Consider the following 12985-nt stretch of genomic DNA (forward strand, 5'->3'; position numbering starts at 1 on the left):
TTTGGCCCGCCGGTGCATCAGCCCTTCACTCCGGAGCGGGATACGCCCTCGATGATGAAGCGCTGGAGGAACACGAACAGGGCCAGCACCGGCACGCTTGCCACGACGGCGCCCGCCATCAGGAGGTCGTACCGCACGGCATTCGCTGACTGCAGGGTGGACAACCCCGGTTGCAGGGTTTGCACCTCGGGACTGAACAGGACATAGATCGGCCAGAGGAAGTCGTTCCAGTTCGTCAGGAATGCCAGCAGCGCGAGGGTGGCCATGGCCGGCTTCGCGAGCGGCAGGATGATCTTCGTGAACATCTCGAACCGGTTGGCGCCGTCAAGCCGGGCAGCCTCCTCGAGGTCGTCGGGCAGCGCGATGAAGAATTGGCGCATGAAGAACACGCCGAACGCCGAGGCCGCTGTCGGCACGATGATCGCGACGAGGGAGTTGAGCCACCCGAGATCGCTCACGATCAGGTAGTTGGGAATCACCAGGATGACCGGCGGTACCAGCAGGGTGGCGACGATCACGGCGAAGACGATCTTCTTGCCGCGGAAGTTCATGCGGGCCAACGGATACGCCGCCAGGGAGGCGGTGACGACCACGAGCGCGGAGTGGAGCAGCGCCGCGATCATGCTGTTCGTGAACCAGCGCAGCACCGGGGTGTTGCTGTCCGGTGCCAGGATCGTCTCGTAGGCCTCGAGCGAGAAGGGGTTAGGGATCCAGGTGGGCGGAATCCCCGTGGCATCGGCACGCGTCTTGAACGACGTGATGATCATGAAGATCAGCGGACTGATGAACACCAGCGCAACCAGACTGAGGATGATCAGCCGCATCAGTGAACGGCGGCGGCTGCCGGGTGCTCGTCGGTCCGCCTGGCGGCTGTCATCCCGTGCGGGGGTGTCAACGGTCGAACTCATCAGGATTCCTTCTTTTCGCGGAACAGCCAGAAGACCACCAGGCTGAGTCCGATGAGGAAGACGGTCAGTACGTAGCTCATTGCCGCGGCGCTTCCCATCTGGAAGTTGCGTAGTCCTGTATCGGCAATCTGGTAGATGGCCGTGCGCGTCTCCCTGCCGGGGCCACCCTGCGTGATCAGGAACGACTGCCCGAACATGTTCACCGAGGCGATCAGGGTGACGATGGTGACGAAGGACAGCACGGGACGGAGGCCTGGAAGGGTGACGTTGACGAACTGCTGCCATCCGTTGGCTCCATCCACACGGGCTGCCTCGTACAGTTCAGCCGGTATATCCTGCAGCGCGGCAAGGTAGATCACCGCGTTGAAGCCCAGGGTCCACCACACGGTGACCCCGACGAGTGCCACCCACGCGGCGGGCGTGGAGGTTGTCCAGGCGATGTCATTCGGAAGGCCGAGAAGCCCCAGGTAATAGTTGACGAGCCCGATGTTGTTGTCCAGCAGGTAGCGCCAGAGAACGGCGACCACCGCGACGCCCAGGACGTAGGGGGCGAAGTACACCGCCCGGAAGAAGTTACGGCCGGGAAACTTCTTCGCCATGAGCAGGGCCACCCCGAGGGGGATGGTGAGCAGCAGGGGAACGCTGAACAGTGTGAAGATGCCGGTCGCCTGCATCGAGCCCCAGAAATTCTGGAACTGGGCGGAGTCCGGCTGGAACAGCTCGGCGTAGTTCTGCAGCCCGACGAACGGTTTCAGGGGGCGGGTGTAATCCCAGGTATGCAGGCTGATCCAGGCGCCGAAAACGATGGGGACCAGGACGAAGCCGATGAACAGGATGAGGTACGGAGCGAGGAACAACCAGGGTGTTCCTGGTGCCTGCCTGCGGATCTCGCGGGGCGATGACTTGGCGCGGGACTGCCGGGGTGCCCTCTGCTCTGAGGGGGCACCCCCTTCCTTCAGGGTCGTCATGATCCCTATCCTCCGAACGACGCTTTATTCTCTTCCATCAGCTGCGAAGCGTTCTCGGCGGCCTCGGTCATTGCTTCCTCGGGCGGCATTTCGCCCAGGATCGCCTTGTTGACGCCCACTTCGAGTGTCTCGGTCTGTACGGCGCCGATTCCGGGGATGGCCGGCAGGAACCGCATGGCGTCGATGTTCTCGGCGATCGCTTCCTGCGGCATGCCGTCGAGCGCGCCCCCGGTGCGGACCGATTCGCGTGCGGGGATCATGCCGGACCCGGCCCATTCCGCGGAGTTCTCGCTCATCCATGCAATGAACACCTTTGCCGCGTTCTGCTTGTCGGCGTCGGGTGTTGCCTGGCGGGGCAGGAAGAAGTTGTGGGAGCTGCCCCATACGGCTTCCTCGGAACCGATGGTGGGGAGGGGGGCTGCGGCGTAGGGCAGGCCGGAGGCCTCCAGGTCGTTCAGCTGCCAGATACCGTCCCAGGTGATCGAGGTCTCGCCGTTCTTGAATGCGACGTACTGCGAATCGAGGGCTACGTTCGAGGGACTGTAGCCGTCCTCGATGATGTCGGTCTGCCAGGTGATGGCATCAAGGCCCTCCGGTGACGCGAAGTTGGCCTGGGACGCCTCGGCGTCGTACGGGTCACCGCCGTTCTGCCACAGCAGGGACAGGTACATCAGGTGGCTGGGCCACAGCGACGGCATCCAGAAGGGGTTCTCGTAGCCGGCGGCCTGAAGCTTCTTGAGCGCGTCCTCGAATGATGCCGCATCGGTGGGAGCCTCGGTGATGCCGGCCTTCTCGAAGTGTTCGGTGTTGTAGTACATCGCCAGGGAGTGCACGTCGAGGGGAACCCCGAAACGCTCATCCTTATACACGCCCGCGTTCCAGACTTCCTCGGTGAAATCATCCGCAGTGAGTTCCAGTGTGTCGGTGAGATCGTCCACGGGCACGATGACGTTGCGGGCCGCATTGGTGGACAACTGGTCCAGGTGCATGACGCCGACATCCGGACCCTCGCCGGCTGTGACCGCCGCGGGAAGCCGCTGGTAGAAGTCAGCCCACTGCATCGTGTTGGAAACGACCTTGATGTTCTCATGCTCGGCGTTGAATTCCTCCACCATTTTTTCCATGAAGGGTCCGTCGCCGCCCGTGAAGCCGTTCCAGTAGGAGAGCTCGACTTCCGGGCCGGTGTATTCACCGGTGAACTCCGCTGCGGCCTGGTCTCCTCCGGAGCCCCCGCAGGCCGTCAGGCCCAGCAGCGCAACAGCGCCCAGGGCGGTTGCGGCCCTCAGGCGCTTGCCGATGAATCGTTTGGGGTGAGTCATTCTTGTCCTCCTCGTTGAAAACGGGTGCGTCTGGCCCAGCTACTGCGAAGTGGCAGGTCTTTGCCGTGAATGCCAGTATGTGATCCAACTTACAGCGCTGTAAACAAGCTGTCCAGTGTCCGTGGACAAGAAGCGGTGACAGCTGAGGAGACAGGAGAATCAGCTTTAGACTTGGACAGACTCGAGGAGACGCGCATGAAGAAGGTTCGGCTTGCCGACGTGGCAAAAGTGGCGGGCGTATCGATGAAGACCGTATCGAACGTGGTCCACGACTATCCCCATGTGACGCCGGAGATGCGCCGGAAGGTCCAGTTGGCGATCGACGAACTCGGTTACAAGCCGAATCTCACGGCACGCCGCCTGGCGACCGGACGAACCGGGATGATCGCCTTCGCCATCCCTGAGATCGATCATCCCTATTTCTCCGAGCTGTCCCGTTACATCGCGGAAGAAGCGAGCCTGCGTGGTTACCGTGTGCTGGTCGAGCAGACGCTGAACAGCCTTTCGGCGGAGCAGGCGGTGTTGAACGACCGCGAGGCGGGACTGGTGGATGGGGTGATCTTCCATCCGGTGCGCATGCAGGCTCTGGACATTGCGATGCTCCGCCGCGACGTCCCCCTGGTCCTGCTCGGTGAATCCACCATGCCGGTCACGGCTGATCACGTGATGATCGACAACGTGGCGGCCGCCCGTGACGGCGTTCGGCATCTGCTCGGCCAGGGCCGCCGTCGGATCGCGTTCCTCGGGCTCGTGGCGGGGGATATCACCGGATCCACCGATCAGCGGCTTCTCGGCTACCAGCAGGGTCTGGTCGAGGCGAATCTGCCGCTCGACCCGCAGCTTGTCTTCTCCGCACCGGATTTCTCACCCGAAGCGGGGGCGGAAGCGGTGCGTCGGGCCCTGGACTCCGGAATTCGGTTCGACGGCATGATCTGCCGGGATGACAGGTTCGCCACGGGCGCGCTGCACGCCCTCCGCGGCGCGGGGGTGAATGTCCCGGAGGATGTGGCGGTCATCGGGTGGGACGATACCGAGCTCGGTCGCTGGGCCACTCCGCGCCTCACCTCGATTTCTCCCGACAAGAGAGAGCTTGCGGCAACCGCTCTCGAAATGCTCGGGGAGAGAATAGGCGGCCTGCAGGGGATAGGCCGGCACCGTATCGCCTCCCATTCCCTCAGCATCCGGGAAAGTGCACCTGCCGGGGCATCGGTACTCCTATAGGAAGAGCACTTTACAGCGCTGGAAAAATGGGACAGGATATCCGCATGCCCATTGCGAATCCGTTCAGTGCCAGTACCCAAGACGGCGAGTACCCCCGTCCCCAGTTCGTCCGTCAGCACTGGACAGACCTCGGGGGCAAGTGGGATTTCGACCACGACGACGACAACGTGGGCATGGCCGAGGAATGGTTCGCGCCCGGTAACAGCCTGCCTCGGACCATCACTGTTCCGTTCCCCCCGGAATCCGTAGCGTCCGGCATCAATGACACAGGGTTCCATCCCGTGGTCTGGTACCGGCGCGCCATCACCCAGGAGGAAATCGGGCGAAGCGGCCGCAGGACGGGTGACGATCGCGTGCTCCTACATTTCGGAGCCGTCGATTACCGCGCGACAGTCTGGATCGACGGTCAGCAGGTCGGATCCCATGAGGGCGGACAGACGCCTTTCTTCGTGGACATCACCATCCACACCCAGACACCGGGTGACCTCACCCTCGTCGTCCGCGCGGAGGACGATCCCCACGACGTCGCGCAGCCGAGGGGCAAGCAGGACTGGTTGGAGGACCCGCACGTCATCTGGTACCACCGGACCACCGGTATCTGGCAGCCGGTGTGGCTCGAGTCCGTTCCTGCGGTATCGATCGAGGAGATTGCGTGGGAGCCACAGGTCGCAGCCGGATCCGTCCGGCTCGAACTCGACCTGTCGTCACGGCATTCCGGCGCGGTCGCGGTGAAAGTCGAACTGAGCTACAACGGGCGTGCCCTTGGAACACACACGACGACGGCGGACGAACCCCACGTCGTGATGAATTGCGCGATAGCGCATCAGGCGAACGGCCAGGCCTATGAGTCGCTGCTGTGGTCCCCGGAACATCCCCGCCTCATCGATGGCAAAGTGTCATTGCTCGGACCCGATGGACAGGTCCTGGACGAGCTGTGGTCCTACTTCGGGATGCGGAGCGCCGGGACAGCAGGCAGGCACTTCCTCCTCAACGATCGTCCCTACTACGTCCGGGCGGTCCTCGAGCAGGGCTACTGGCCGGATTCGCTCCTCACGGCTCCGGACGCGGTCGCGCTCCGCGACGAGGTGCAGCTCATCAAGGACCTGGGGTTCAACGCCGCCCGGTTGCACGAGAAGGTCGAAGACCCCCGATTCCTCTACTGGGCGGACCGCCTCGGCCTCCTCGTCTGGGGGGAAATGGGAAGCACCTTCGAGTTCTCGCCGACAGCGGTGGAAAGGGTTGCCCGTGAATGGGCAAGCGTGGTGAAGCGCGATCGGTCCCATCCCTGCATCGTGACCTGGGTTCCGCTGAATGAGAGCTGGGGTGTCCAGCAGATTGCACACGATCCGGCCCAACGCCATTTCGCCCAGGCCATGTACCACCTCACGAAGGCGCTCGACTCATCACGACCGGTCATCTCCAACGACGGCTGGGAGCATGCGGAGTCGGATCTCTTCACGGTTCACGACTACGCCGTGACCCATGAGACGCTGCATTCGCATTACAGCGACTCCGCCGCTTTCCAGTCCCTGGTCGACGGCGTAGGGCCCGCGGGACGCCGCCTGAGCGTCCTGCCCGAGCTGACGAGGACGCAGCCCGTCATCGTGTCGGAGTTCGGCGGCGTCTCCTACGCGCCGGACAGTCCCATCGACACCTGGGGCTACTCGACCGCGGATTCGCTGGAAGACTTTGCCTTCCGGTTGGAGGCACTCTTCTCGGCACTTCACCAGAGCCCGATCCTTGCCGGCTTCTGCTACACCCAGCTGACGGACACCCTCCAGGAGGCGAACGGCCTGACTGACGAGAACCGGAAGCCGAAGCTCCCGATCGCCGAAATCCGGAAGATCGTGATGGGCGGGGCCTGGACCACCGCAGGCGCGGCCGACCATGCGTGAGGCGGCGCCGGGTCCCCTGGCGCTGGAGTCCCGGATCCCGCCCGGTGCGAGCAAGGGAGTAGTCGAGGCCGTGACCGGCCTCTACACGCAAGGCGTCATCGGACGGAAGGAAGCTCTATCCCGAGAGTGGGCTTCCGAAATGGGGGAGGACATCGACGTCGCACTCCAGGAGGCCTTATCGAGGCCGGGTGGAGCGGTCGGCCGCGGACCGAAGCGTTACTACGTCGAGATTCACCCGGAACAGCTGCGGGGGTGGCTCGAGTTGGTCGACCACCCCTGGGTGCGCATGGTGTGTGAATCGGTCCTGGGCCCGGATTACCAGATCGTCGAACTCGGGTTCGACGTCCCTGGTCCGGGGGCCGTGAACCAGCCGTGGCACCGCGACTTCCCCATCCCGGAGGACACCCGGGTGGACGGACGGTTGACGTCGCTGGCATTCAACGCCACGGCCGTCGATACCGAAGAGGACATGGGGCCCTTCGAGATCGCACCCACCACGCAGTGGGACCTGCCGGATGGATTCGAGCACGGGATGTTCCCGCCGAAGTCGGCATACGCCCGGTACGAAGCACTGGCCGAGCGGAAGTATCCGCGAATGGGCGACATCTCGGCACGCTCGGCACTGACGATCCACCGGGGGACGCGAAACAGGTCAGCCAAATCCCGGCCCGTCCTGGTGCTCGGGGTGGACGCCCCGGGCGCGGGGAACGCCGACCACCATTCCATGGCGGTCACGAGGAGTTTCTACGACGCCCTGCCCCAGCGGGTCCGGAACCACCTCGTCTGCCCCGTGGTGAACGAGCTGACCCCGATCACCCAGAAGCATTCGATCGAAGGCCTCATGATGGGCGAGGCCTGACCCCGGCCGTCCTGCCTACTGCCCTACTTCGTGTGCCCTACTTCGCGGCGAGTTCGGGGTGGTGGAGGCCCGCCACGTCCGGGTGGGCACGCATGCGGCCCTTCAGCATGTTCGAACCGTACGACGCGAGCATGGGATTGTCCGGATCGTCCGAGATGCCGCGCGCGTCAGCCTTCAGCTCGGGAGCCAGCGGCACGGGGTCGATGACGGCGTCGAGCCGGGGGGACCAGAAGAACGGGACGGCATAGCGGTCGACGCCGGGCGGCGGGGACTGCACGCGGTGGATGGTCGCAGCGAGGTAGCCTTCCGTGGCTACCTCGAGCATCTCCCCCAGATTGACCACGAGCGCGCCGGGGATCGGCTCCACGGGCACCCAGGTGTCGGTTCCGAGTGGGAGTACCTCGAGTCCGCCCACCTCGTCCTGCAGCAGCAGGGTCACGAATCCGTAGTCGGCATGTGCGCCGACGCCCTGGTTGCCTGCCTCCTGCACTCCGCCGACGTAGTGGACCAGCTTCGCCATCCAGGCCGGTGCCTCCTCGAACGGCTCCGCGAAGTAGTCCTCGGGCAGCTGGAGCGCGACGGCGACCGCCGAGAGCAGCTCGGCTCCCACACCCGACATCAGGTCCGCCCACTGCATCGCGGCGTCCTCGAGCTCGGGCAGGATGTCCCGTGGCCACAGGTTCGGTCCCTGGAGCAGCCAGAAGGGTTCGTCCTCGGGGTAGCTTTCCAGGGCAGGACGCTCGGGCGAGAAGTCGATCTGTTCACGGGCGTCGGGGCGGCCCTTCGTCACCTCGGTGCCCAACCGGGCATAGCCGCGAAAGTGCGCGGACGTCCGGTTGTCAAGTGTGAGGCGGTCCTCCAACGGCAGGTCGAAGAACTGCTTCGTCACGCGGAACAGCGAATCCACCTGGGACCCGGCTGCTCCATAGTTGGTGAGCTGGAAGAAGCCGACGGTGTGGGCGGCGTTACGGAGCTCGTCGATGAACCCGGGGTTGAATGTTCCATCGGCAAGTCGGGCGGTACTGAGATCAAGGATGGGGATCGAACCCTGGTTGTGCTGCATGCGCAGGAGACTACCCCTGTTCACGACCCCGCCGCCGGTTTGCGTTACGCATTGTTTCTTCCCTGGCCTTCCCTCCGACAGCAGGGCTTCGCCGGGTACGCCCTCCTGCCACCGACGGTGGGCCTGACCAAAACCGGAGAAACCTTATACGTTGGGGGGACGAGCTCTGTCAGTGGTGTCCCGACCGGAAGGCGTTCCCGCATGATCTTCATCGTCGTCAAATTCAACGTCAAGCCCGAATGGAGCGATCGCTGGATCGCCCTGACGAAGGATTTTACCGAAGCCACGCGGCAGGAGCCCGGCAATCTGTGGTTCGACTGGTCCCGCAGCGTCGAGGACCCCAACCGCTTCGTGCTCGTCGAGGCCTTCGAGGATGACGCCGCCGAAGCCCACGTGAACAGCGGCCACTTCTCACAGGCGATGCAGGACATGCCGCAGGCTCTGGTCGAGACGCCGGAAATCATCAGCGAGCGCATCGGCGCTGACGGCTGGGGCCGGATGGGCGAGCTCAGCGTCCCCTGATTCCCGCCTCCTGGCCAACGTCGGCCAAACCCTCCCAGGACCGGGTGGACCTAGCCGGCGCCGTTCGAACCGAGGCTCGGAAGCGGCCTCTCGAGGATGTAGTCGTCCTCGAACCGGTCGCCGAGGCGGAACCGCTTGGTACCCACCCGTCCGAAGCCGCACCTGGCGTAGAAGCGGAGGGCGCGGAGGTTCTCCTGGTTGACGCCGAGCCAGATCCCGGGAAGCCGCTGCGGGAGGTGCGGGCGAGCGTTTCGCTCATCAGCGCAGCCGCCGAGCCCTGCCCGTGGTGGTCCGGATGGACGTAGAACTTGCTGAGCTCCATGACGGGGGCGAGGTTCAGGGCAGCGAGTACGTCGGGGTCGGTCGGCTGGGTGTGCACCAGCATGCTGTAGCCGCCGAGCCGCACGGGAACGCGTGTTCCGTCCCCGATCGTGCCTTCCGCGATGCACAGGACAGTGCGGTCCGGGTCCTCGAGGTACTCTGCGAATCTCCCCGCCGAAAGGTGATGCGCGAGGAAGTGCTCGATGTCGGCCGACCGCGAATCGGGCGGGCACGCTAGCGGGAATGTCACTGCGGCGCATTCCGCGAGGGCGGCGGCGTCGTCCCTGGTGGCTCTGTGTCCTGTCTGTGTCCTGTCTGCGGCCCGGTCCCGGAGTTCGCGGTAACGAAAGTCATCGCCCAAACGTATAGCGCCGGGGCAGTGCGCGAGGACATACGATCGGGAAACGACGTTGTAGTGCGAAAGGATCCTTCATGCCGGCAGGACCAGAGACCGAAGATATTCTCGGAGGGGAATATGCGGCACGCACCCTTTTCCTGGAGCCCGACGCCGAGGGCGACGTCGTGGCGACGCTTGTACGGCGTCGGGGTGGCGCAGGAAGCACCCGGGCCGTGCTGTACGTCCACGGCTTCGTCGACTACTTCTTCCAGACGCACCTGGCCGACGAGTGGACGGCGGCCGGCTACGACTTCTACGCGCTCGATCTGCGGAAATACGGCAGGTCGACGCTCGGACACCAGACGCCCAACTACATCACCTCCCTCGAGGAGTATGACGAGGAGCTCGACGAGGCGGCGCGGATCATCCGGGACGACGACGGCCACAGCGTCCTGACCGTGATGGGCCATTCAACCGGCGGCCTCATCGCGAGCCTGTGGGCGAACCGGCGCAGGGGCCGGGGTGTCGTGGACGCGCTGGTCCTCAACAGTCCGTGGTTCGACCTGAACGCGAGCCTGTTCCAGCGGACGATCGGAACAGCGGCCGTGCACCGGCTGGGGACTCTTCAACCCCGGAGGCAGGTGAGCAGCCTCGGCCCGGCCTACGGACGCTACCTCCACATCGAATCCGGGGGCAGCTGGCAGTACGACCTCGCGTGGAAGCCGCACGGCGGATTCCCGGTGCTCGCCGGCTGGCTGAGGGCCATCCGGCGCGGACATGCCGAACTTGCGAGGGGACTGCGCATCGACTGCCCGGTGTTCGTGGCCTGTTCGGATGCGAGCTCCTCGGCGCTCAAGGAACCCGAGCGCATCGACTCCACCGACGTCGTGCTGAATGTCTCGCATATTGCGCGCGGTGCGGCGAAGCTCGGGCGGTCGGTGATGCTCGTGCGGGTTCCGGGCGGCATCCACGACCTTGCGCTGTCCCCGGAACCTGCGCGCTCGGAGTTCTTCGGGGAGCTGATGCGCTGGCAGGCGGCGTACGTCCCGCAAGGTTAGGTCGCGGGCCGGCCGACGACGGCCGGCACGTCCTGGACGGCGGATACCCGTGCGACGTCGTACACCAGGAACGCGAACTGGCCCCGCCGTTCCGCCGACCGAAGGGTCAGCCGGTCCGACCCGACCCGACGGGGGAGGAGCGGCGAGCCCGNGAGCCCGTGGCCAGCGCGGCGGGTGCGACGAAGAGCTGGATCTCGTCGAGCATCCCGGCGTCGAGGAACTGACCTGCAAGGTCCCCGCCGCCCACTACCCAGATGTCCTTCCCCGCCGCGGCATCCTCCAGCTTCGGGAAGACCTCGAGTACCTGCCCGCTCACGCAGCGGACATCAGCGCCGGCCGGCACGGGAAGACCGCGGCTCGTGAAGACGAATGTCGGCCGGTCGCCGTAGTACTCCGGCCACTTGCCGGGGTTCTCGAGCAGCTGCTCTTCCCGAAGCACCCACTCGTAGGTAGTGGAGCCCTGGACCAGGACGCCGACTCCCGCCAGGAAGTCCAGGTGGTCCTGCGCCTCCGGAGGTTCGACGGCGAACAGCCAGTCCAGCGAGTTCGACTCGTCGGCGATGTATCCGTTGAGCGTGGTCGCGGTGCTGAAGATCGTCCGGGTCATGAGGTTGCCTCCACGTCGTCGATGAACTCCCGCACCAGAGTGTCGAATTCCTCTTCGCGCTCGATCTGGGGCATATGTCCGCACTGCGGGAAGACGGCGAACCGCGCGTGCGGAAATGCCGACCGCGCGGCCTCCAGGTGCGATGCAGGGAGGACGCGGTCCTCAGCGCCCCACACCACGAGCGTCGGCTTGCCCTGGGCGGCGACGGCCGGCACGAGCTCGTTCCGCCAACGCCGCCGCACACCGCGCAACGTGCCGAGGGAATGCGCGACGGCGAGCAGGACGTCGTCGTGCCCCGGGTTCGCTCCGACCTTCATCGCGTGGTCGAGCCGCTCCTCGGTGACGAATCTCCGGTCGTGGAAGAGCGCGCGCTCGGTACGGTACGCGTTGTCACGCGATTTGTTCTTCAGCAGGCGCCGGCCCGCTGGCCGGACGGACAGGACCCGCAACGCCAGGATGACCTCGCGTCCGAACCCTGCACTGTTCGCGAGGACCAGGCTCCTCACGCGCTCCGGCGCCAGGATGCTGAGCTGCATGGCGACCGCGCCGCCCAGCGAGTTGCCGACCAGGTGCACCGGACGGTGCTCCCCGAGGACATCGAGGGCTGCGAGGATGAACCGGGCCAGCGACTCCAGCGTGTACTTCCCCTGGATCCGCTCGGAAAGACCGAACCCCGGCAGGTCGATGCTGAGCACGCGATGCTCCGGGGCAAGGCGGTCGTAGAGCCCTTCCCAGTCCTCGAGGCTGCGCCCGATGCCGTGAAGGAGCAGTACGGGCGGGCGGGAGCGGTCCCCGGTGCTCCGGCACCGGACGCGCACGCCGTCGACCGTCAGCAAACCGTTCGTGATGCGGTCGGATTCGGTGCTCACCGGGAGCCCCCTCTGCTCTTTCGCCTGTTCATCAGGGACGCCGCCTTGATCGCCCCGCGCTCGAGGGTGCCGAAGGAGCCGGGAGCAATTCGGGCGACGACGTCGGGAATCTTGGCGCTCGCCCCGATCAGCAGGCGTGGCCTGCGGTGGTGGACGGCGTCGAGGATGAGTTCGGCGGCCCGGCCCGCGGGGAACGTCAGGAGGCGGTTGAATTCCTGCTTCGATTTCTCCTGCTCGGCAGTGGAAAGTCCGCCCGCAACCCGTGCGTTCAGGGCGATTCCCGTCTTCACGCCGCCCGGGTGGACGCTCGTGACACCGATTCCTCGAGGGGCCAGTTCGTTGCGCAGCGCCTCGGTGAACCCGCGGAGGGCGAACTTGCTCGAGGAGTACGCCGTCTGGCCACTGGGTGCCACGAGCCCGAAGAGGCTCGATACGTTGACCAGGTGACCGCCCGGAGGAATGCGCGGCAGCAGGTAGTGCGTCAGGAGGACGGGTGCGCGGAAATTGACGTTCAGCACCCAGTCGAAATCATCGAGTCCGATCTGTTCGAAGCGCCCTGCCAGCGCCACCCCGGCGTTGTTGACGAGCAGGGAGATGGACGGCGTCGACTCGAGAATGTCCTCGGCAAGGGCGACGACGGCGGCACCGTCCGAGAGGTCCACGACGTGCGTCCCGACGGTCTGCGAGGGGAACATCGACCGGAGGGAGGCCGCGACGGCGTCGAGCTTTGCGCCGTCGCGGTCGATCAGGACGAGGGCGCAGCCGCGCTCGGCGAGCCCGCGGGCGAGGTGCTCGCCCATGCCTCCGGCGGCGCCGGTGACCACTGCCGTGCCGCCGGTGAAGGTGAAAGGGGGAAGCCTCATGGGACGAGCTCCTGATGTTCGTGGCGGGTGGGTTCGGTCGCGGAGGGGTCGGGTGCGTCTGCCGGCACGTCGAAGACCATGTCAGCGGTCAGGTTGCCGAACAGGGCGGCAGGAGCGTCCAGCAGGTAATTGTGCTGCATGACCCACGGCTGGCGGCTCCCCTGTTTGGGGAAGG

General features: G+C 65.6%; 12 protein-coding genes. 5 read left to right on the forward strand and 7 right to left on the reverse strand.

The genetic code is table 11. The annotated features are described in order from the left end of the window. Window positions 1-17: 17 nt before the first annotated feature. From Y705_RS0108865 to Y705_RS0108875, 3 genes are read right to left on the reverse strand one after another with little or no spacing between them, the layout of a single operon-like run. On the reverse strand, window positions 18-908 hold the full coding sequence (locus Y705_RS0108865) for a carbohydrate ABC transporter permease (protein ID WP_049822511.1): 891 nt from the start codon (window positions 906-908) through the stop codon (window positions 18-20). Beyond that, window positions 908-1876 carry a carbohydrate ABC transporter permease gene (locus Y705_RS0108870; protein WP_026532607.1) on the reverse strand — a complete coding sequence of 323 codons (969 nt, stop codon included), beginning with the start codon at window positions 1874-1876 and terminating at the stop codon, window positions 908-910. Before Y705_RS0108870 ends, Y705_RS0108865 begins: the two co-directional genes overlap by 1 nt. A 5-nt stretch (window positions 1877-1881) precedes the next feature. Continuing rightward, on the reverse strand, window positions 1882-3195 hold the full coding sequence (locus Y705_RS0108875) for an ABC transporter substrate-binding protein (RefSeq protein WP_049822512.1): 1314 nt from the start codon (window positions 3193-3195) through the stop codon (window positions 1882-1884). Between the two features lie 195 nt (window positions 3196-3390). Between Y705_RS0108875 and Y705_RS0108880 the strand changes: the two genes are divergently transcribed. The 3 genes from Y705_RS0108880 to Y705_RS0108890 are packed head-to-tail and all read left to right on the forward strand — an operon-like array spanning window position 3391 to window position 7170. Continuing rightward, a complete protein-coding gene (locus Y705_RS0108880) occupies window positions 3391-4416 on the forward strand; it encodes a LacI family DNA-binding transcriptional regulator (RefSeq protein WP_026532609.1) in 1026 nt (341 codons plus the stop codon). Window positions 4417-4460: 44 nt separating this feature from the next. Continuing rightward, a complete protein-coding gene (locus tag Y705_RS0108885; RefSeq protein WP_049822519.1) occupies window positions 4461-6311 on the forward strand; it encodes a glycoside hydrolase family 2 protein in 1851 nt (616 codons plus the stop codon). After that, window positions 6304-7170, forward strand: a complete 867-nt coding sequence (locus Y705_RS0108890; protein WP_081737927.1) for a phytanoyl-CoA dioxygenase family protein — start codon at window positions 6304-6306, stop codon at window positions 7168-7170. Before Y705_RS0108885 ends, Y705_RS0108890 begins: the two co-directional genes overlap by 8 nt. Window positions 7171-7207: 37 nt before the next feature. Here Y705_RS0108890 and Y705_RS0108895 read toward each other — a convergent pair whose 3' ends face one another. Further along, window positions 7208-8233, reverse strand: a complete 1026-nt coding sequence (locus Y705_RS0108895; protein ID WP_026532612.1) for an isopenicillin N synthase family dioxygenase — start codon at window positions 8231-8233, stop codon at window positions 7208-7210. 201 nt (window positions 8234-8434) lie between these two features. Here Y705_RS0108895 and Y705_RS0108900 point away from each other — a divergent pair, with 201 nt between their 5' ends. Next, a complete protein-coding gene (locus tag Y705_RS0108900) occupies window positions 8435-8755 on the forward strand; it encodes a putative quinol monooxygenase (protein WP_026532613.1) in 321 nt (106 codons plus the stop codon). A 753-nt stretch (window positions 8756-9508) separates the two neighbouring features. Continuing rightward, window positions 9509-10471 carry an alpha/beta hydrolase gene (locus Y705_RS18590; RefSeq protein ID WP_049822513.1) on the forward strand — a complete coding sequence of 321 codons (963 nt, stop codon included), beginning with the start codon at window positions 9509-9511 and terminating at the stop codon, window positions 10469-10471. Between the two features lie 106 nt (window positions 10472-10577). Here the strand turns inward: Y705_RS18590 and Y705_RS0108920 are convergent, their stop codons facing one another. From Y705_RS0108920 to Y705_RS0108930, 3 genes are read right to left on the reverse strand one after another with little or no spacing between them, the layout of a single operon-like run. Continuing rightward, window positions 10578-11078 (reverse strand): dihydrofolate reductase family protein, encoded by a 501-nt coding sequence (locus Y705_RS0108920; RefSeq protein WP_343212723.1) that lies wholly within the window; start codon window positions 11076-11078, stop codon window positions 10578-10580. Continuing rightward, complete coding sequence (locus Y705_RS0108925; RefSeq protein ID WP_216698768.1) at window positions 11075-11947, reverse strand: alpha/beta fold hydrolase; 873 nt, start codon at window positions 11945-11947, stop codon at window positions 11075-11077. Before Y705_RS0108925 ends, Y705_RS0108920 begins: the two co-directional genes overlap by 4 nt. Next, window positions 11944-12810 (reverse strand): SDR family NAD(P)-dependent oxidoreductase, encoded by an 867-nt coding sequence (locus Y705_RS0108930; protein WP_081737928.1) that lies wholly within the window; start codon window positions 12808-12810, stop codon window positions 11944-11946. The genes Y705_RS0108925 and Y705_RS0108930 overlap by 4 nt, the downstream gene beginning before the upstream one ends. Window positions 12811-12985: the final 175 nt, after the last annotated feature.

The organism is Arthrobacter sp. H41 (genome assembly GCF_000520535.1).
Classification (GTDB): Bacteria; Actinomycetota; Actinomycetes; order Actinomycetales; family Micrococcaceae; genus Arthrobacter_D.

Bases quoted from the DNA above. Each gene is read 5' to 3' on its own strand.
- Y705_RS0108865 (WP_049822511.1), bottom strand. From the start codon at position 908: ATGAGTTCGACCGTTGACACCCCCGCACGGGATGACAGCCGCCAGGCG.
- Y705_RS0108870 (WP_026532607.1), bottom strand. From the start codon at position 1,876: ATGACGACCCTGAAGGAAGGGGGTGCCCCCTCAGAGCAGAGGGCACCC.
- Y705_RS0108875 (WP_049822512.1), bottom strand. From the start codon at position 3,195: ATGACTCACCCCAAACGATTCATCGGCAAGCGCCTGAGGGCCGCAACC.
- Y705_RS0108880 (WP_026532609.1), top strand. From the start codon at position 3,391: ATGAAGAAGGTTCGGCTTGCCGACGTGGCAAAAGTGGCGGGCGTATCG.
- Y705_RS0108885 (WP_049822519.1), top strand. From the start codon at position 4,461: ATGCCCATTGCGAATCCGTTCAGTGCCAGTACCCAAGACGGCGAGTAC.
- Y705_RS0108890 (WP_081737927.1), top strand. From the start codon at position 6,304: ATGCGTGAGGCGGCGCCGGGTCCCCTGGCGCTGGAGTCCCGGATCCCG.
- Y705_RS0108895 (WP_026532612.1), bottom strand. From the start codon at position 8,233: ATGCAGCACAACCAGGGTTCGATCCCCATCCTTGATCTCAGTACCGCC.
- Y705_RS0108900 (WP_026532613.1), top strand. From the start codon at position 8,435: ATGATCTTCATCGTCGTCAAATTCAACGTCAAGCCCGAATGGAGCGAT.
- Y705_RS18590 (WP_049822513.1), top strand. From the start codon at position 9,509: ATGCCGGCAGGACCAGAGACCGAAGATATTCTCGGAGGGGAATATGCG.
- Y705_RS0108930 (WP_081737928.1), bottom strand. From the start codon at position 12,810: ATGAGGCTTCCCCCTTTCACCTTCACCGGCGGCACGGCAGTGGTCACC.